This is a genomic window from Empedobacter sp. UBA1574 (assembly GCF_002322895.1).
Lineage (GTDB): Bacteria > Bacteroidota > Bacteroidia > Flavobacteriales > Weeksellaceae > Empedobacter > Empedobacter falsenii_B.
This window is the reverse complement of sequence record NZ_DCOI01000017.1, coordinates 25,814-46,469: the sequence shown is the minus strand read 5'-3', so window position 1 is coordinate 46,469 and position 20,656 is coordinate 25,814. Positions and strand designations below refer to the sequence as shown.

The following is a 20,656-nucleotide window of genomic DNA, read 5'->3' as shown; positions in this document are numbered from 1 at the left end:
TTATTCTTTCATATCTGTTGGTTAAATAATTTAAAATAAAACCGTGATATGAAATATAAATGAATTTCATTATCTCGGTATCGTATCTAACATGATTACATTCAAAGAATTAGGACTTCAAGAAGAAATCCTAACTGCAATTGAGAAAATGGGCTTCGTTAACCCATCTCCAATCCAAGAAAAAGCTATTCCTCAAATCCTTTCATCAGATCAAGATGTTATTGCATTGGCGCAAACAGGTACAGGAAAAACTGCAGCATTCGGGCTTCCGGTTTTAAATCAATTAGACAGCAATTCAAAATCAGTACAAGCAATTATTTTGTGTCCTACTCGTGAATTATGTTTACAAATTGCAAAAGAATTAGAATCTTTTTCTGCAGATATGCGTGGAGTACGTGTACAGGCAGTTTACGGTGGTGCTGACATCGTTAAACAAATTAGAGGATTAAAAGATAATCCGCAAATCGTTGTAGGAACGCCAGGTCGTACAATGGACTTAATCAAACGTGGCGCATTAAAAATTAATGACATCACTTGGACAGTTTTAGATGAGGCTGATGAGATGTTGAACATGGGATTCCGTGACGAAATTGATTCTATCTTAGAAACAACTCCAGAAGAAAAACAAACTTTATTATTCTCAGCTACAATGCCTTCAGAGGTTCGTCGTATCGCTTCAGAATATATGCACAATCCAGTTGAGATTGCTGTAAGTAAAGTAAATACTGCATCAAAAAATATCGAGCATCACGTTTACTTAGTACGTTCTTCTGATCGTTACTTAGCTTTAAAACGTTTGGCCGATTATTACCCAAATATTTATGGTATCGTTTTCTGTAGAACTCGTCGCGAAGCGAAAGACGTAGCAGATAAATTGATGCAAGATGGTTACAATGCAGACGCATTACATGGAGATTTATCACAATCACAACGTGATCACGTGATGGAGAAATTCCGTAACCAAAATATTCAAATCCTTGTTGCAACAGACGTTGCTGCTCGTGGTATTGACGTAAATGAGTTGACTCACGTAATCAACTTCAATTTACCAGATGATCCAGAAGTTTATGTACACCGTTCAGGACGTACAGGACGTGCGGGTAACAAAGGAATTTCTATCATTATTTCAGGAGGACGTGAAGCGCGTAAAATTAGAGATTTAGAAAAATTAATTGCTTCTAAAATCGAGCCTAAAAATGTACCAACTGGAGCCGAAATCTGTGAAAAACGTTTAATTTCTTTAATCGATAAAATCGAAAATATCGAAGTTGATGAAGAATTAATCGAGCCTTACATGGAAACTGTAAATGAAAAATTGGCGAACTTAGATCGTGACGATTTATTAAAACGTTTCATGACAGTTGAGTTCAATTCTTTCTTAGAATATTACAAAAACACGAAAGATATTTCTTCTGAAGGAGATCGTGGTGATAGAGGAGATCGTTCTTCTAACCGTCGTGGTGGACGTGATTTCTCTCGTTTCTTTATTAATATTGGTCAAAAACACAATTTACGTGTTCCAAACTTAATTGGTTTAATTAACGAGCAAACTCGTAATCGTAACATCGAAATCGGAAAAATTGAAATTTTACGTAATTTCTCTTTCTTCGAAGTTGATACACAATTCGAATCATTAGTGTTAGAATCTTTCAAAGATGCACAACGTGATGGAGTAGACTTAGATGTTCAAATCTCTAAACCAGAACCTAGACGTGGTGATGGTGAGCGTCGTGGTGGAGATCGTCGTCGTAATGACAGAGGAGATTCTCGCGGACGTGGTTTCAATAGCCGTCGTGATAATGACCGTGAAAGAAGTGGAGGTTATCGTGGTGGAGATCGTGATCGCGGAGGAGACAGAGGTGGATTCCGTGGAGGTGATCGTGACCGTGATTCTAGAGGTGGAGATCGTGGTGGTTACCGTGGAGGAGACCGTAATAGAACAGGAAACTCAAGAAGAGGTAGAGATTAATATATTCTCAATAAAAAATAACAAAAAGGATGATTTTATAAAATCATCCTTTTTTATTCATAAAACTTCTGTTTGAATAAATAATTTTTCTATATTTATTCAAAACCACAAATAAATGACAGTACAAGAATTGTTTAGCTCTATTCGATTATCCATCGAAGAAGAGAATTATACGCAATTAAAACAGATTAAAATTTTCAAACCAGAGAAATTCAATTGGGTGAAGGATATTTTTGAGCCTTATAATGTTGCTCAATTAGGAACTCAAAAAGGTTTAATTTGGAAGTATAATGAAGAACGAGAAGATTATACTTTTCAGAATTTAGCTGATAAATACAATCAATTTTTAAACTATTTAAGAAACAAAGGAATTGTACAAGGAGACAAAATGTTTTCTCAAGTTCCATTATTACCGATTACTTGGATTGGTTATTTGGCTTCTATCAAAGGTGGATTAATTATTATTCCAGCCGCAACAACTTTAGAAGCAAGGGATTTAACGTTTAGATTCGAGTCTTCTTTTCCAGAAGTTGCTTTAGCAGATCAAGCAAATGCATCGAAAATAGATGAAGCAGAAGCAAAATTTGATAAAAAGATTAAGGTAAAATTAATCACAGAAGGCGAGCGAGAAGGTTGGATAAATATCAATGAGTTATGGAAAGAATCTATTCAAGCTGAGGCTGCAGATACAAAACCAGACGATGATTTATTCTACTTTTTTACTTCAGGAACGACAGGAATGCCGAAAGTTGTGGTGCATACGCATTACACTTATCCGCTTGGAGGTTTCACGACTTCTTCTTGGGTTGGAATGAAAAAAGGTGATTTACATTATAATATTTCTCAACCAGGTTGGGCGAAATTCTTTTGGAGTAGTTTTTTTGCTCCATGGAATATGGGTGCGACAATTTTGGGTTATCATTCAGATAAATTTGTTCCGAAAGAACAATTACAAACCATTCAAGATTTGGGTGTAACAACTTTTTGCGCACCACCAACAGCTCTGCGTGTATTGATTTTAGAAGATTTGAAAAGTTATGATTTCAAACTTCGTCAATGTGTTGCAGCTGGTGAACCGCTTAATCCAGAAATTATAGATGTCTGGAAAGAAGGTACAGGAATTACGATTCGTGATGGTTATGGACAATCAGAATCAACTGCGATGATTGCGAATTTGCCAAATGAGAAGATTAAATATGGATCGATGGGAAAACCTGCGTTTTTATACGATATTGTGATTGCTGATGATGATGGAAATATTGTACAAGATTGCGAAGAAGGAAATATTTGTGTTGTGCATAATGAAGAAACCATCAATGGAATTTTCAAAACTTATTTGATTCAGAAAGATAAAATGGCGAAAGTTTTCAAGCATGGATTATATTATACAGGAGACAAAGCTTATAAAGACGAAGATGGTTATGTTTGGTTTGTTGGGCGTGATGATGATGTGATAAAAGCGTCTGATTTCCGTGTAGGACCATTTGAAGTAGAAAGTGCTTTGTTAGAGCATGATGCCATTATGGAAGCTGCTGTTGTGGCAAGTCCGCATGATTTGAGAAGTAATGCTGTAAAAGCTTTTGTTATTTTAGCACCTGGAAATGAAGCTTCGGAAGAATTAGCAAAAGATATTTTTAGATATACAGAAGAGCATTTAGCACGTTACAAAATTCCACGTATTGTGCAGTTTGTGGAGAGTTTACCAAAAACAATTTCAGGAAAAATACGTCGAGTGGAATTGCGTAATCAAGAAGCTGTTGATAAAAAGAATAAAACGATTATACCAAACGAATATTTTCACGAAAAATATTAGTCGAGCTTAAAATTAACACACAAAAAAACCACTTCAAACGAAGTGGTTTTTTAATATCAAATAATTTTATAATTTTTCTTCTATATATTCCTGAATTTTATTCGTAATAATTGGAACCGCTATCATAATCAATCCAGAAATTAAAATTTTTGTAATTCCCTTCATTGGATATTTTTTTGAAGCTTTATCTCCAGCCCAATTTAATGCACTTTCAACTTTAGAAGAAGTAAAACTTGTATCGGATTTTAAGTTTGTTACAAGATTAACTGCTTTATTTACAAATGAATTTTCATGTTTATTTTCAGCAACTTTCATTTGTAATTTTAGTTTACGTTTTGCCATTCGCAAATCGTCTAAATTTTTTATCGCAGACATTTGTTCTTTATTCTTCATCGTCGTCTTCGTCATCTTCCTGGTTAGACATAGCTTCCATCGCGTTTTCTACGGCAATATTTGTCAAGAAAAGTTTTAATTTCTTTCTAAATAGAATAGAAAAAACCATCATTAAGAAATAAATTCCAGTTACAGCAAGAAAACCTAATCCTGTATCATTAAAATAACCTCCCAAAATAAATCCTAATGCTAAACTTCCTAATAATAATAGAAACAAAGAAAATACGGCAATAATTAATACATAAATACCGCTCGCCAACATATTACTCAGCGAATCTACGAGATCGTATTTAGCTAAAGTTATTCTATTATTAATATAAACTTTTAGTTCATTAAACATAAAATTGATTTATTTCAGACAAAGTTAATTATAAATTTTAAGGAATGTTGTATTTCGAAGAAATTAAACTCCTACGTTTTCTTGAAATTCGTCTTTTAAATCTTCTTTTGTTTGGTTTGCTTTAGATTTTAAATCTTTTCCAGCTTCTTTCGCTTTTGCTACAAACTCGTCTTTTTGTTCTGCTAATTTTGATTTTACTTCGTCTAATTTAGCTTCTAATTCTTTTTTTGTTTTTTTCGCTTTATCAGAAAAATCATTCGCGTATTTGTCTAACTCTTTTTTGTATTTGTCAGCTTCTTTTTTTAATTTTTTGCGAGTGTCTTTCCCTGATTCTGGCGCATATAATAAACCTACTACTGCTCCGATTGCTGTTCCAATTGCTAAACCTGCTAATAATTTAGTTGCATTATTTAATTTACTCATAATAAAGTTTTTTTTGAGATTAAACGTTTTTTATATTTACACTTTAAAATTACAAAAACAATACCAAAGAATTCAAATCAAATTTTAAAAATTACAATAAATGTTAATATTATCTGAAAAATCACAAAATATGCCAGCTTCTCCAATCAGAAAGTTGGTGCCATACGCAGATGCAGCGAAAAAAAGAGGAACGAAAGTTTATCACTTAAATATTGGACAGCCCGATATTGAGTCGCCAAAAGCTGTTTTAGAAGGATTGAAAAATTTTCCTTCAAACATTATTTCTTATACGCACTCAGAAGGAACGTTGGAATATCGTCAGGCTTTGGCAGATTATTTTACAAATCGCGGAATTGAATTAACGCCAGAAAATTTTATTGCAACATTAGGAGGTTCGGAAGCTTTATTATTTATTTTCGGAATTATTGCAAATCCAGGAGATGAAATTATTATTCCAGAACCTTTTTATGCAAATTATAATGGATTTACATGTGAAAACGATGTAAATATTGTTCCAGTTCCATCTACAATTGAAAATAATTTTGCATTACCTGCAGTAGAAGAGTTTGCAAAAAAAATTACAGATAAAACACGTGCTATATTAATTTGTAATCCAGGGAATCCAACAGGTTATGTATATTCGAAAGAAGAATTAAATCAATTGAAAGATTTGGTTTTAGAGCATGATATATATTTAATTGCGGACGAAGTTTATGCAGAATATTTATATACAGAAGAAGAATTTACATCTGTTTTAAGTTTCCCAGAATTGAAAGATAATGCAATTGTAATTGATTCTGAATCGAAACGTTTTTCTTTATGTGGAGCTCGTTCTGGAGCTTTAATTACACGTAACGAGAAATTCTTAAAAGCAGCAATGTTATATGCTCAAGCGCGTTTAAGTCCAGTTGAAATTTCTCAGTACATTGCAACATTAGCACACAGAAACGTAGGAACTTATTTTGAAGATTGTCGTACAGAATATTTAAAACGTCGCAACACTTTGGTAGAAGGTTTACAACAAATTCCAGGTGTTGTTTGTCCAAATCCAAAAGGAGCATTTTATTGTATGATTCAATTACCTGTAGATAGTGCAGAAAAATTTGCAATCTGGTTATTAGAATCTTTCTCATCAAATGGAGAAACAGTAATGTTGGCACCAGGAGCAGGATTTTATTCAACTCCAAATTCAGGAATTCAAGAAGTTCGTTTGGCTTATGTTTTGAAAGAAGAAGATTTGGTTCGTTCTGTCGAAATCTTGAAAGAAGCTTTAGAACAATATCCAGGAACAATTAGATCATAAGAAAAATACGAAGATGGAAATCATCGAAAATTATTCATTAAAATTATATAACACATTTGGAATAGAAGCGAAAGCAAAATATTTTGCTGATGTTGCAACTATTCAAGATTTGCGAAAAGTTTTGGTTTTTCGTCGTCAAAAAGATTTACCTATTTTATTTATAGGAGGAGGAAGTAATATGCTTTTTGTAGACGATTTCCCTGGAATTGTGTTAAAACTGAATTTGAAAGGAATCGAAATTATCAATGAAGATGATGATTTTGTGTATGTAAAAGCGCAAGGAAGCGAGAATTGGCATAATTTTGTTGAATGGACGTTGCAAAATGATTTCGGAGGATTAGAAAATCTTTCGTTGATTCCTGGAAATGTTGGTACTGCACCGATGCAAAATATTGGTGCGTATGGCGTAGAGGTAAAAGATTATATCGAAGAAGTTCAGACATTAGTTCTGGAAACGGGTGATGAACGTACTTTTACAAATGAAGAATGTCAGTTTGGTTATCGCGAATCTGTTTTTAAAAATGAATTGAGAGGTCAATATGTCTTGGTGGCAGTTACGTTTAAACTGACAAAGAAAAATCATAAACTTCATGTTGATTATGGTGCAATAAAATCTGAATTGGAAAAGGAGCAAATTTTTGATCCAACGATTCAAGAAATTAGTGCAGCTGTGATCAAAATTCGTCAAAGTAAATTACCAGATCCTTCGCAAATAGGGAATTCGGGAAGTTTCTTTAAAAACCCTGTGATTTCGAATGAAGAATTTGCTGAGATTGAAAAACTTCATCCAGAAATTTCTCATTTCAAAACTGATTTAGGTGTAAAATTAGCTGCTGGTTGGTTAATAGAACACGCAGGTTGGAAAGGAAAACGTTTTGGAGATGCGGGAGTTCACGACAAACAAGCTTTGGTCTTGGTGAATTATGGAAATGCAACAGGACGCGAAATATATGATTTGTCTGAACGAATTATAGAAGATGTGAAAGCCAAATATGGCGTAACATTGGTTAGAGAAGTCAATATTATACAATAAATTAAATCCCGCTTTCAGCGGGATTTTTATTCTTCTTCTTTATTGATTTTTAATTTAGAAATTCCAATTATTAATATAATTCCGAATGCTATGTATAAAAGTTTTTCGAGAATATTTGTTACTATATTTAGTTCATAAATTGAAACACCAAGATATTCTTTTATAGATAATCTTATTATTGATAATAGTAATATAGAAATTGTTATGAAAATTAGATAATTACTAAAACTTATTTTTTTTCCGTGAGCAACAATAGAAATAATTAATAATAAAATATCGAATACGAAGTGAAGGACTAAAATTACTTTAGTATACAAAATTAAAAAATCCGGATCCATATATTTATTTATAATTTGTAATAATCTCCACAATTTTATCCAAACCATCGGTTAAAGCAGCAGGACCAGGTTGTAAAATCAATTCAGATTTTATTTCGTATAAATGATTTTGTTGAATAGCTTTTACGTTTTCGAAACCAATTCGTTGTTTTACTTTTTCGGGTTTGAACATTTTACCACACCACGAACCGATAATAATATCAGGATTTCGTTCAATCACTTGTTCATCCAACAAAATACGATCTTTAGCTAAAGCTTTATTTTTGAGTTCTGGAAAAGCTAATTTTCCACCAGCAATTTCTATCAAATCATTAACCCAAGCGCTTCCCGAAATAATTGGTTCGTCCCATTCTTCAAAAAATACTGTTGGGCGATAGGGAAGAAGAGTTGCTTGTTGTTTTACTTCTTCGAGTTTCTTTTCGTAAAATTCGACTAATTTTAATCCTTTATCTTGACAACCAATCAATGAAGTAAATTGCACAATCATATTTAAAATTTCATCAACTGTTCGGTGATTAAAAATAAAAACATTAATTCCTCTTCTAATTAATTCTGCTGCAATATCAGCTTGTAAATCAGAATATCCTACAACAAAATCTGGCTTCAAATTGATGATATCTTCAAATTTAGCATCTAAAAAAGTTGAAACTTTAGGTTTTTCTTTTCTTGCTTGTGGCGGACGATAGGTAAAACCACTAATTCCTACTAAACGATGTTGTTCGTTAATGTTATACATAATTTCAGTTCCTTCTTCGGTTAAGCAAACAATGCGTTGAGGATATCGATTTGATGACATTTTGGTTTGATGTTAAATTGATGTGAGGTATAAAAATAAGAAATTCATACCATTTTGTATGATATGAATTCCTTTTGAAAAAACTATGAGTAAAAATGTTAGTTAACTAAAACTCCAAATTCGGATCCAGCAGCGTAATCTTGTCCATTCTGAGAACTTAAAGCTGTGAAACGGATATATCTTCCGCGAATTGGTTTGTCGAACAAAATTGTTTGCAGTTTAGTGTTTTTCTCGAAAGAACCTTCTTTGATAGGGTTACTCCAATTTTTTCCGTCTAAACTAATCTGAATTCTATAATCTTTTATATTTCCATTAGCTCCATCTTGACGAGGTAAATATGTAAATCCTTTAATCATCTTGAATTCTCCTGCATCAAAATCAACCCAATGAGGATATTGCGCAACAGTGACAGAATACATCGTATGCCAAATAGAGCTTGGATTACGATCTACAAGATTTGCAGCATCTCCTTCTCCAGTTTCTTGACTTGAAGCAAAAACAACTTGTAACGGAATCGTTTCTATTTTAGTAAATTTTGAAGAAACTTTAATGTTCGGATTATTTTTATCCCAAGTAACAATTGTATTCGCATCTCTCAATTTGAAAGGTTCTGTATACTTCGTTTCTTTTCCATTCCCGATTTTGTAATACAAATCTGCATGTTGATTTTGGCTCAAAATTGTAACTTCCCCAATTTTGTTTCGTGTAATAAGAAGTGGAGAATCTCCTGCTCCTTTTACTTTTGCTTGCGTTGAATAATTATTGCTTTGAACAGGACGAATAATAAATCCAAAAGTTGTTGCGTTTGGTTTTACACGATCTTGTTCTAATGGTGGTCCTTGCCCACAACTATTTCCTCCAAGCCCTGTAACACCAGCATCTAAATGCATATACGTTCCATTACTTTTTGGTAATTGATAGAAATGAGGCGTTTGCGTTAATTCTAATTCGCTCCAAGGCAAAACAGAAGTTGACATCAAATCTTTGCTTACAAAAACAACCCCATTTCCAGAAGTATCAGTTAAAGAACTCCATCTAACTTCCTCATTATTACTCATACTTTGCGGATTTGGCCACGGTACAAACTGATCTTTCACTGTACTTTTATGAAATTCAATATTCTGAGCGGTTTTACGATCTGCATAATTATTAATCGGACCGCGTCCGTAATAGTTGTAATTGCTCAAATTTTCTGGTAATTTCAATTCATAACCTAAACGCGCTAAAGCAAGCGATTCGTCATTTGAAGTAATACTTGACGATAATTCGATTGAACCATCTGGATAAATCGTCCAAACTTGATTTGAAGTAAATTTGAAATCATTTTCCCCAAATACTTGGTCTTTGTGTTCTTCGATCTTATATGTTCCAGAAGTACCTCCTAAAAGTGATGCGCTATTTGGCGCTTGTGATTCTACAACATACGATAATACAATTGCGCCATCTTTTCTTGTGTAAGAAGTTGATGATAAAACTTTGTGTTTTAAATTATGTAAACCTTTTTGAAACCATTGCTGATACGCCCAGTTGTCATTATCCATTGGTGCACGATAAGCATCTAATTTTGGACCGTCACCATCTTTAATAATCGTTTGGTTATTATAATTTAAACTATAAATAGTTCCAGTTTGATTATCAAATTTTACAGCGAAACCATTTCCACTAATTGTTTTTAGTTTTTCTGAATCTGTTATGGTAATTTGATTTGTTTTTTGAACTTCTTGAATTGTCGGAATTTGTTCTGCAGCTTTCACAAAAATTTGTTCTTCCATTTGAACATAATCTTTCTTCGCCCACAATTGATCATGATTTTGCTTGAATTGAATTTTTACAAAATACTCTGATGTAGGTTTTAATTTTGATTGATTAATTGGTAAACGAACGATTTGTTTTTCGCGAGGACTAATGATTTTTTTAGGCTCAATAAAAGCTGTACTTCTTTCAATTTCGATTCCATCTTCGTATAAAGCCCATTCTGGCGTGTAATCTTCTAACGAAATGAAATAATTTTTATTAAAAATTTCGATTTCACCATTCAAGATATTTGCAGGTTTTATACCAACATTTTGATAGACTTTTTTAACTTCCCAGTAAGAAGGTTTTTCCTTTAAATCAGCGAAAACTAATCCATTGTTTACAAACGTTCCGTCATTTGGTTTATCCCCGAAATTACCTCCGTAAGCGAAGAATTTTTCGCCTGTCTTTTTATCATAATAATACATTGCTTGGTCAACCCAATCCCAAATAGCACCTCCCATAAAGAAGTTGGTAGATTCCATTGCTTCCCAATAATCTATCAGATTTCCAGCTGCATTTCCCATTCCATGCGCATATTCAGAAATATGGAAAGGATATTTTAACTTATAATTTCCTTGTACAGCACCACGAACCCAATTGATAGAAGGGTATTGATTAGATCCCATATCAACAATTGCATTATTTCGCTCGTATTGAACAGGACGAGAAGTATCAATTTTTTTGATTGCATTGTAGGCTTCAACAAAATTATTTCCAGGACCAGCCTCATTTCCTAAAGACCAAATAACGATAGAAGGATGATTGATTGTTGCATGAACCATCTCTACATTACGTGCCACGTGCGCATCTCTCCACTCTTTTGGATGAGAGATTGAAGCTTCACCGTAGTAATATTGGTGACTTTCTACATTGGCCTCGTCCTCTAAATAAATCCCATATTTGTCGCATAAATAATACCAATAAGGATCATCTGGATAATGTGAGTTACGAACATGGTTAATATTTGCACGTTTCATCAACTTAATTTCTTCTTCCATCTGTTGACGTGTCACAACTTTTCCTTTTTCAGGATTTGTTTCGTGGCGGTTAACACCTTTCAGTTTTACTGTTTTTCCATTTACATAGAAATAACGTCCAGCCAAACCAAACTCATCATCTTCAGCTTTTGTATCTTTAATTTCAACCTTTCTAAATCCTACATTCGTCGAAACTGTTTCGATTGTTTTGTTCTTTACATCTTTTAATTCTCCAACTAACGTATAACGATAAGGACGCTCTGCTGACCAAAGATTTGCATTCTTTAGTTTTAGTTTTAGTTTGTAAATAGATGAAGAATTAGGATTGATTGTAACTGCATCAGAATTGATAATATATTCAGTTGTTGCAATTTTTTCAGTTTCGTCGCTGTATAATTTATTTTGATAAAGTGTATAAGCAATTTTATAACCTTTTGCGACTTTATTTGATAAATTTCTAATATCAGCCGAAATATTTAGTTCATCATCTTTATAGTTATTCGTTACATCAGGAATTACAACCAAATCTCTAACTTGGATTTTCGGTTTTGATGTTAATGAAACTGTACGAAAAATTCCTGGCAATCTAAACATATCTTGTGCTTCTAAGAATGAAGCGTCAGAATTCCTATAGACTTCAACTGCTACAGAATTTTCACCTTTTTTATTTAGATAAGGTGTAATGTTAAATGAAGCTAAATTTCTAGAATTTTTAGAAAAACCAACATATTTTCCATTAATCCATAAGTAGAAAAATGAATCTACTCCATCAAAATTCATGTAAATATCACGTCCATCCCAATTTTTAGGAACATCGAATGTACGTTTATACGAACCAACTTCATTTCTATAAATATATGTTGTCCAATCTTTGTTAGGCTCTCTCATTACACCGCCTTTCCAATCATCAACTTTTACAGCATGCTGAAAAATAACTTTTTGATTGACATAAATTGGAACACCATATTTTAAATCTCCATTTTTCTGAATTCCAAAAATATTCCAACTCATCGGGACAGGAACATCAGCCCAAGAAGAGGTATCAAAATTGTTTTCGTAAAAATTTTTCGGTCTTTCGTTTGGGTTTTTTACCCAATTAAATTTCCAAGTACCATTCAAATTCATCCAATATGGACTATTTTCTGGTAAAAGTTTTACAGCTTGATTTTGATTCTCAAAAGAGAAAAAATAGCTTTTAGGTAATTCTTTGTTGAAGGATAAATTCATTGGCGATTCCCATTCGTTACCGTCTGGAGAATCTTTCGTTCCGTAATTGAAGCCCCCTAAATTATGAGTAAAAGGATTTTCAATTGGCGGATTTATTTGTGCAAAAGTTGTCTGAACAACAAGTGTAGAAACAATAACTTTACTGTATTTTGTTATAAGATTCATTTTTCAATAAGCATTTTTAATCACGTGTTAAACAAATATAGTCTAGATTATTAAATGATTATGCTTATTTGAAGAAGTAAAAATAAGGTGATAAAATTGTAAATAATTGTTTTTTAATCTTATGAATGATTAATGATTTTTTTTCTGAAATAAATAGAATTATAGAAAAATTTTAATTTGATTAAAAGAATTGTTTAAAAAGTATTATTGTAAAAAAAGACCACTTGCAAAAGTGGTCTTTAGATTAAGTTTTCAGCTTAAATTATATATTTTTTGAATTTGCACAGCTGTAATTAACTGGACCATCGTTTGGAATATCTTTTAAAATATCTAATAAATAATCCCAGAATTTTTGTACAGAAGCAATTTCTACTTTTTCGTCAGGAGAGTGAGCACCAGAGATGTTTGGACCAAAAGAAATCATATCCAAACCTGGATAATTTGTTCCAATAATTCCGCATTCTAAACCTGCGTGGCAAGCCACAACTTTTGGTTCTTCTCCAAATTTTGAAACATAAATTCCTTTCATCAATTCTAAAATTTCAGAATGAGTATTTGCTTTCCAACCTGGGTAAGAACCAGAGAATTTAACCTCAAAACCACCTAATTCGAAACCAGCTTTTAATGTTTGTGCTAATGCTTCTTTACCTGATTCTATAGAAGAACGCGTTAAACATAAAACACGAGCGTTTCCGTCAATAACTTCTACGCGAGCCACATTGTTAGATGTTTCTACTAAACCTTCAACATCTGGACTCATTCTGTAAACACCATTGAAAGCTGCCATAATTGTTTGAACAAAAACTTTAGAATCTTGTGCTGACATTGCATCAGTTGCATCAGTTGGTTCTAGTGTAATCACCATTTTAGGTTCTTTCGTTTCATATTCTTCAATAATTTCAGCGCGTAAAGTTTCGTAAGAAGCTTTGAAAGCGTCAACTTTATCTGTAGGAATCACAATTTTAGCCCAAGACTCGCGAGGAATAGCGTTACGTAAACTTCCACCTTCCATATGAGCGATTTGTAAACCAAATTCAGTTGCAGCATTTAATAAACGAGCAATTAATTTGTTCGAATTTCCTAAACCTTCGTGAATTTGCATTCCAGAGTGTCCACCGTTCAAACCTTTTAATGTTAAGGTAAAAGCAGTTCCGTTAGTAGCTTCTGTAGTGTAAGCTTTTGTCGCCGTTACATCAACACCACCAGCGCAACCAATGTCTAATTCATCATCTTCTTCGGTATCTAAGTTCAACAAGATTTTCCCAGATAAGAATCCAGCTTTCAAACCTAAAGCACCAGTCATTCCAGTTTCTTCGTCAATTGTAAAAAATGCTTCAATAGCTGGATGAGGAATATCTTTCGATTCTAAAATAGACATAATTGTCGCAACTCCAATTCCGTTATCTGCACCTAAAGTTGTTCCATTTGCTGTAACAAATTTATCATCTTCAATGTACATTTCAATTCCTTGTGTTTCAAAATCGAATGTTACATCGTTATTTTTTTGACAAACCATATCCAAGTGCGATTGCATGATCACTTTTTTACGGTCTTCCATTCCTGGATAAGCAGCTTTTTTGATTAAAACATTTCCTACTTCGTCCGTTTCGACAGGTAAACCTAAATCTTCACCAAATTTGATGATGAACTGACGTACTTTTTCTTCTTTCTTAGAAGGTCTTGGAACTGAATTCAATGCTGAGAAGTTTTTCCAGATTGCTTTTGGTTCCAAATTAAGAATATCGTTATTCATTGTTTGTTTTTTATTGTTCCTCAAAGTTACGGAATTGCGACAATATAGTTTTATTAAAGAAGTTTTAAATTTTTTTGATTCTCAACCAACCTTTTTATTTTTTTATGAATCATATTATTATAAATGAAAAAATAAAAACGTGATGTAATACGAAAAATACTATTTTTAAATAACACTAATGATTCATGAAGAAATTAACACTATTTACAATTTTGACTTTACTCAGTGCAGTATTGTTGAATGTTTTTGTTTTCAAGAAAACTTTCAATGATGACTCAGAGAAGATAATCGCTGAAACAAATCAATATAAACATCCAATAAATTCGATTGAAATGACTGAACAAAATAATCAGGATTTAGAATTTTTGAAAATGATGTTAAAAGATAATCGTATTGTTTTTTTGGGTGAAGGTATACATCAAGATGGACAAACTTTTAAAGCCAAATCACGCTTGATAAAGTATTTGCACGAAAATTTGGATTACAATGTTGTCTTGTACGAAGCTGGACAATATGATATGTGGATAACCAACCAAGAAATGGAAAAAGGAACTTTAGGTGTTGGAAAAGATTCGATTGCGGGACTTGGTATGTTTAATTTTTGGTGGGATAATAAAGAAACTCAACCTCTAAATAACTATTATTTACAAACTAAGAAAACAAATAATCCAATCACATTAGGTGGTTTTGATATGCAATATTCTGGTGATTTACTGACAGAAATTTTAAATAATGGGTATTTAAGACGTATAAAATTATTAAGAGAGTTTTTAGCGAATCAAAATATATCTTTATATGATTACCCTTTTTTAAATCAAAATATTGATAATCTTACAATTTTTAGATATAAAAAATTTACTGAAGCTACATATAAAAAAAATGAAATTACTCAACTCCTTAAAGAGTTACAATCGATTTCATTACGAATATCAAGGCTTCCAAAAACTGAAGAAACTAAAATCTATTCACGTTATCTGAAAGATATTAAAAACCATATTCAGAAAAATTTGATGTATAAATCTGGAACTAAGGAAAGTATGAATTTTAGAGATTCTTTGATGGTAGAGAATTTAATTTATCAATTGGATTCTCTTTATCCAAATCAGAAAGTAATTATTTGGTCGGCGAATGTACATGCTTACAAAAAATATTATCCGAATAATTTTAAACCATTGGGACAATATATCAAAGAAAAATACAAGAACCAATCGTATGCAATTGGTTTTACTTCGTATGGCGTTTATAATCCTCTGAAACAAATAATTAATACACCTAATAAATATGCGGTAGAGAATGCATTTCATCAACTTAATCAGCCTTATTTCTTTTTAGATTTTAGTCAAATTCCGAATCAATCTGCACTAAAATCTGAGTATTATTCAGTTATAGATCAAGGAATGAATGTAAAAGCAAAATGGAGTGACTTTGTAGATGGAATTTTTTACATCGATGTTAATCAAGAACCAACACCACTAAAAGAAGAGAAATAATGAAAAGTATAGAAATAAAAGATTTGAATTTTAGTTTCGGGTCAAAACAAATATTAAATCAAGTTAATCTTAATGTTCCGAAAGGAAGTATTTATGGCTATTTGGGGCGAAATGGAGCAGGAAAATCGACAACAATAAAATTGCTTTTAGGATTATTGAATTCGAATGAAGATACTATTTTCTTGAATGAGTTGAGTATCAAAAAACATCCTATTAAGATTCATGCTTTAACAGGTAATTTGATTGAAGCGCCTTGTTTTTACACAAAATTGACTGTTTATGAAAATTTAAAATACTTAGATGTAATTTATCAAAAAGGTGAGGAGCGAATTAGTGAAGTGTTAGATTTGGTTGGTTTGTTGTACGCGGAACATTATAAAACATCTGATTTATCGATGGGAATGAAACAACGTTTGGGAATTGCAATAGCGATTTTTCATGATCCAGAAATTTTGATTTTAGATGAACCTCTTAATGGATTGGATGCACAAGGAATTTATGAAATGCGCGAATTGTTTTTGAGGTTGAATGCATCAGGTAAAACGATTTTTTTGTCAAGTCATATTTTAAGTGAATTAGAACGAGTTGCTACGCATATTGGAATTATAGAAGGAGGAAAGATGATTTTTGAAGGCAAAAAAGAAGAATTACTTGGGAATGTTGTTCGTAAAGTTGCTATAAAAATAAATGATGCAGAGAAAGCAAAACAACTTTTTGAAAATGTAATAATTGAAGATAACGTCATGCATTTTGAAATTGAAAACGATGATGATTTTCATCAAAAAATACAACAATTAATTCAGCATAACATTAAAATTTATGATGTTCAGTCTGAAACAGCTAATCTTGAACAAATTTTTATTAACCTAATTCAACACTAAAATGACAAATACATTTTATAAAGCATTTGCTTCCGAACTATATAAATTATCAAAAAACAAAGAAATTTTTGGTGTATTATTTTTACCAACTTTAGTCGTTTTAGGTGTTTTTTTCTATTTAATTTATAAAGTACCAATGGAACCTATTGCTTTGAATCCGTGGTACGGTTTTTTAGGACGATATGTTTTTATGTTTTTCTATATGCTATTTCCAGTTTTAATTGCTGTGTTTGTGCATTCATGTTGCGATGTAGAATATAAGAACAACAATTATAAATTGTTATTTACACTGCCCATTTCACATGCTAAAATTTATTTAGCCAAAGCTTTATTTATTTTAATTATAGTCAGTTTTTCTGTTGTTGGGGCTTATGTGTTTTTTCTATTAAGTGGATATTTATTACAATTTATTTCACCAAATTATGGTTTTCAGAATTTTGATTTTAGAGAAATTGCTTTTTACACTTTTTTCAAATTATGGATTGGATGTTTAGCTGTATCTATGATACAATTTGCTTTGAGTTTATTCTTCAGAAGTTTTATTTATCCAGTAGGTTTTTCTCTATTTGTAACTGTTTTTTGTTCTGTGATTAGTAGTAAAAAGTTTGCAGATTTCATTCCTTATTCAAGTTCTCCAAAATCATTTGATAACTTAATGAATCAAATAGCATCTTTAGAAAGATTAGATTATATCAACCTTATATACAATATTTTCTTTTTAGGGTTGAGTTACTTTATCTTTATAAGAAAGAAAAATCTATAAAGCAAAAAATCCCTTGAATTCAAGGGATTTTTTAATGTATACTTTTTATATTTATCTTGTAGAAGGCATAGGAGATTCTTTGTCTACAACTGGTCTATTTTCGACGTTTGCTAAAATCCAAATTGTATTGAAAGCTAATTTTGTACGACGCGTCAATAAATCATATTCAATTTTGTCTGGTGTATCGCCTGGTTTGTGGTAATCATCGTGCACACCATTAAAGAAGAAAACAGACGGAATGTTATGTTTCGCAAAATTATAGTGGTCAGAACGGTAATAAAAACGATTTGGATCATCTGGCGTATTGTAACGCATATCTAAATTAATTCCTAATCCATCATTTGCTGCTAAAACAGCTTTGTGTAAATCAGAAGACAACATTTCAGAACCAATTACATAAACAAAGTCTCTTGTTTGTTCATTATGTTCGTAGTCTACTCGACCAATCATATCAATGTTAACATTTGCAACTGTGTTTGCAAGAGGAAAAATTGGATGTTCTGAATAATATTTAGAACCTAATAATCCTTTTTCTTCACCAGAAACATGTAGCAATAAAACCGAACGTTTTGGACGAATTCCTTTCTTCTCAGCTTCGCGGAAAATACGACCAATTTCCATTACAGCAACAGTTCCAGAACCATCATCATCAGCACCAGCATATAATTTTCCATCTTTTATTCCTTCGTGATCATAATGTGCCGAAATCACCACAATTTCTTCTGGTTTTTCTGATCCTTTGATGAATCCCATCACATTTCTCATTTGACCTTTTACTCGGTTAAAAGTTCCAGCAGGAATAATTTGGAAATAATTATTATTTGGTCCATTAATTCCTAATTCTTTGTAATAATTAGAGATATAGTTTCCCGCTTTTATTTCGCCTTCAGTTCCAGCATTTCTACCTTCCATATCAGGCGCAGCAATGATGTAAAGCTGTTTTTTTAATTCAGCTTCAGAAATTTTGTCTGTATATTTTACAAGACTCTTTTGATATTTCTCCTGAGAAATTGGTTTTGTAGAATCACAACTTACTAAAGTAGCAGTTAAAGCAATTGCAAATAAAAATTGTTTCATGTTAATTTTTTGAATTAAATTTAAAATTAATCTAACCAAGCAGAATAAAAAAGAAAATTTGAATAAAAAACCAATATTTATACGGATTCTATCCGAATTTGGGATTGTCTTTTTTATATTTGCCCGTTTTTAAATAAATTATGTCACAATTATTCAGAAAAAAATCTGTCGAATCCATTTTAGCAGAATCTGCAAAGAACACGACTACAATGAAAAGAACTTTAGGTGTTCGAGATTTAACAGGTTTTGGTATCGCCGCAATTGTTGGAGCTGGTATTTTTAGTACTATTGGTCGAGCAAGTTTTGAAGGTGGACCAGCAGTTATCTTCCTTTTTATTTTTACGGCAATTGCCTGTGGTTTTACAGCTTTTGCTTATGCAGAATTTGCTTCGTTAGTGCCTGTTTCGGGTAGTGCGTATACCTATAGCTATGTTGCATTTGGAGAATTATTTGCTTGGGTAATTGGTTGGGCATTGATTATGGAATATGCGATTGGGAATATTGTGCTCGCGATTTCGTGGAGTGATTATTTTACCACCTTGCTCTCCGGGATGGGATTACATCTGCCAGAATGGATGACAATGGATTATTTTACGGCGAGAGAAGGTTTTGAATTTGTTTCGAATGAGTTAGCGAAAGGTAAAACATTAGAAGGAATTGCGAATTCGCCTTATGCGCAAGAGATTCCAAAATATTTAGCCTTTAAAGATGCTCCATATTTAGGATTTAATTTAGTGGTGGATATTCCTGCATTAATCATTACTTTTTTGATTACAGCTTTGGTTTATCGTGGAATTAATGAATCGAGAAAAGCAAGTAATGCAATGGTTGTGTTAAAATTAGCTGTGGTATTTTTGGTAATTGTGGTTGGTGCTTTTTATGTGAATCCAGATAATTGGAATCCTTTTGCACCGAATGGAGTAGGAGGTGTTTTGGCTGGAGTTTCGTCTGTTTTTTACGCTTATATTGGGTTTGATGCGATTAGCACAACTGCGGAAGAATGTAAAGATCCGAAGCGAGATTTGCCTCGTGGAATTTTTGCGTCTATCATTATTTGTACTGTTTTATATGTGCTGATTGCTTTAGTAATTACGGGAATGGTTCATTATTCTGAATTGAATGTTGGAGATCCTTTGGCGTATGTTTTTGATAAAATTCAAGATTTAAAGTGGTTGGCAGGAATTATTGCTTTTTCGGCTGTAGTAGCGATGGCGAGTGTATTTATTGTTTTTCAAATTGGGCAACCTCGTATTTGGATGACAATGTCTCGTGATGGTTTATTACCAAAGAAATTTTCTACTATTCACCCGAAATTTAAAACACCTTCTTTTGCAACTATTTTTACTGGATTTGTAGTTGGAGTTCCTATTTTATTTACAGATTTGGAATTGGTTGTTGATGCTTGTTCTATTGGAACTTTGTTTGCTTTTGTGTTAGTTTGTGCTGCTGTACTTCGTATGGATGCCGATCCAAATGCGAAAAGAGGAAATTTTAAAACGCCTTTTATCAATGCAAAATACATTATGCCAATTGTAACTGCCGTGATTGTATTTTTATGCGCAACAACATTTAAAGATGATTCGATTGATTTCTTTACGAATAAACCGCAACCTATGCCAATTGAACATTTTGTAAATTCGTTATCGCCAAAAGAATTAAAAGATTCTTATGCAACAATTAATGAATTAACAGGATCTGAAATTGAATTTTTGGATGATTATTTGGCACAATTATCTCCAGAACAATATAAATCTACTTTGAGCAAATTACCAGTTTACGAAGATAAGAAGATGGAAAAAGGATGGGATGTTTTCAAACACAAAATTCCAATGATTCTATTCTTAATGATTTATGTTTTTATGGTAGTTAGAACATTTTTCAAAAGAACTTCTATTATTCCGTTAGCTGGTATGTTGTGTTGTTTTTATATGATGGCGCAATTAGGATTGAAAAACTGGATGATTTTCTTGATTTGGATTGCAATTGGTTTAACAATTTATTTCACTTACGGTTATAAACATAGTAAGTTGAGAAATGTTTAAACTTACAATAAACAATAAAAGATCCGATTATAATCATTTATAACCGGATCTTTTTGTTTCTATCAGTTATATTTGC

16 protein-coding genes are annotated in these 20,656 nt (G+C 32.1%); 8 read left to right on the top strand and 8 right to left on the bottom strand.

All coding sequences use genetic code 11. The annotated features are described in order from the left end of the window. Nucleotides 1–91: 91 nt before the first annotated feature. Complete coding sequence (locus B3578_RS03630) at nt 92–1,969, top strand: DEAD/DEAH box helicase (protein WP_125350223.1); 1,878 nt, start codon at nt 92–94, stop codon at nt 1,967–1,969. Between the two features lie 115 nt (nt 1,970–2,084). After that, nucleotides 2,085–3,782, top strand: a complete 1,698-nt coding sequence (locus tag B3578_RS03625) for an AMP-binding protein (protein WP_219034202.1) — start codon at nt 2,085–2,087, stop codon at nt 3,780–3,782. Between the two features lie 66 nt (nt 3,783–3,848). Here B3578_RS03625 and B3578_RS03620 read toward each other — a convergent pair whose 3' ends face one another. The 3 genes from B3578_RS03620 to B3578_RS03610 all read right to left on the bottom strand — a co-directional run bounded on the left by B3578_RS03620 (nt 3,849) and on the right by B3578_RS03610 (nt 4,938). Beyond that, nucleotides 3,849–4,175 carry a hypothetical protein gene (locus tag B3578_RS03620; protein ID WP_115000004.1) on the bottom strand — a complete coding sequence of 109 codons (327 nt, stop codon included), beginning with the start codon at nt 4,173–4,175 and terminating at the stop codon, nt 3,849–3,851. Beyond that, entirely contained in the window at nt 4,165–4,515 is a 351-nt protein-coding gene (locus B3578_RS03615; RefSeq protein ID WP_219034203.1) for a phage holin family protein, read from the bottom strand. Before B3578_RS03615 ends, B3578_RS03620 begins: the two co-directional genes overlap by 11 nt. A 63-nt stretch (nt 4,516–4,578) precedes the next feature. Next, complete coding sequence (locus tag B3578_RS03610; RefSeq protein ID WP_125350224.1) at nt 4,579–4,938, bottom strand: YtxH domain-containing protein; 360 nt, start codon at nt 4,936–4,938, stop codon at nt 4,579–4,581. Nucleotides 4,939–5,038: 100 nt separating this feature from the next. Here B3578_RS03610 and B3578_RS03605 point away from each other — a divergent pair, with 100 nt between their 5' ends. Beyond that, entirely contained in the window at nt 5,039–6,241 is a 1,203-nt protein-coding gene (locus tag B3578_RS03605) for a pyridoxal phosphate-dependent aminotransferase (RefSeq protein WP_221854791.1), read from the top strand. Nucleotides 6,242–6,254: 13 nt separating this feature from the next. Next, entirely contained in the window at nt 6,255–7,274 is a 1,020-nt protein-coding gene (gene murB, locus B3578_RS03600; protein ID WP_219034205.1) for a UDP-N-acetylmuramate dehydrogenase, read from the top strand. 26 nt (nt 7,275–7,300) lie between these two features. On the opposite strand, the gene B3578_RS03595 is transcribed toward murB, so the two are convergent. The 4 genes from B3578_RS03595 to B3578_RS03580 form a co-directional block, all read right to left on the bottom strand. After that, nucleotides 7,301–7,612, bottom strand: a complete 312-nt coding sequence (locus B3578_RS03595) for a hypothetical protein (RefSeq protein WP_219034206.1) — start codon at nt 7,610–7,612, stop codon at nt 7,301–7,303. A 4-nt stretch (nt 7,613–7,616) separates the two neighbouring features. Continuing rightward, nucleotides 7,617–8,408 (bottom strand): cobalamin-binding protein, encoded by a 792-nt coding sequence (locus B3578_RS03590; protein ID WP_286495573.1) that lies wholly within the window; start codon nt 8,406–8,408, stop codon nt 7,617–7,619. A 98-nt stretch (nt 8,409–8,506) separates the two neighbouring features. Next, complete coding sequence (locus tag B3578_RS03585) at nt 8,507–12,574, bottom strand: glycoside hydrolase family 2 TIM barrel-domain containing protein (RefSeq protein ID WP_291047076.1); 4,068 nt, start codon at nt 12,572–12,574, stop codon at nt 8,507–8,509. Nucleotides 12,575–12,836: 262 nt separating this feature from the next. Then, a complete protein-coding gene (locus B3578_RS03580; protein ID WP_219034212.1) occupies nt 12,837–14,327 on the bottom strand; it encodes an aminoacyl-histidine dipeptidase in 1,491 nt (496 codons plus the stop codon). Nucleotides 14,328–14,512: 185 nt separating this feature from the next. Between B3578_RS03580 and B3578_RS03575 the strand changes: the two genes are divergently transcribed. From B3578_RS03575 to B3578_RS03565, 3 genes are read left to right on the top strand one after another with little or no spacing between them, the layout of a single operon-like run. Next, on the top strand, nt 14,513–15,817 hold the full coding sequence (locus tag B3578_RS03575) for an erythromycin esterase family protein (RefSeq protein ID WP_291047075.1): 1,305 nt from the start codon (nt 14,513–14,515) through the stop codon (nt 15,815–15,817). Continuing rightward, entirely contained in the window at nt 15,817–16,698 is an 882-nt protein-coding gene (locus tag B3578_RS03570) for an ABC transporter ATP-binding protein (protein WP_286495568.1), read from the top strand. Before B3578_RS03575 ends, B3578_RS03570 begins: the two co-directional genes overlap by 1 nt. A gap of 1 nt (nt 16,699) precedes the next feature. Then, nucleotides 16,700–17,461, top strand: a complete 762-nt coding sequence (locus tag B3578_RS03565; RefSeq protein ID WP_286495567.1) for an ABC transporter permease — start codon at nt 16,700–16,702, stop codon at nt 17,459–17,461. 51 nt (nt 17,462–17,512) lie between these two features. Here the strand turns inward: B3578_RS03565 and B3578_RS03560 are convergent, their stop codons facing one another. Continuing rightward, complete coding sequence (locus B3578_RS03560; RefSeq protein ID WP_280049540.1) at nt 17,513–18,538, bottom strand: M28 family peptidase; 1,026 nt, start codon at nt 18,536–18,538, stop codon at nt 17,513–17,515. A gap of 140 nt (nt 18,539–18,678) precedes the next feature. Between B3578_RS03560 and B3578_RS03555 the strand changes: the two genes are divergently transcribed. Further along, on the top strand, nt 18,679–20,580 hold the full coding sequence (locus B3578_RS03555) for an amino acid permease (protein ID WP_291047074.1): 1,902 nt from the start codon (nt 18,679–18,681) through the stop codon (nt 20,578–20,580). Nucleotides 20,581–20,656: the final 76 nt, after the last annotated feature.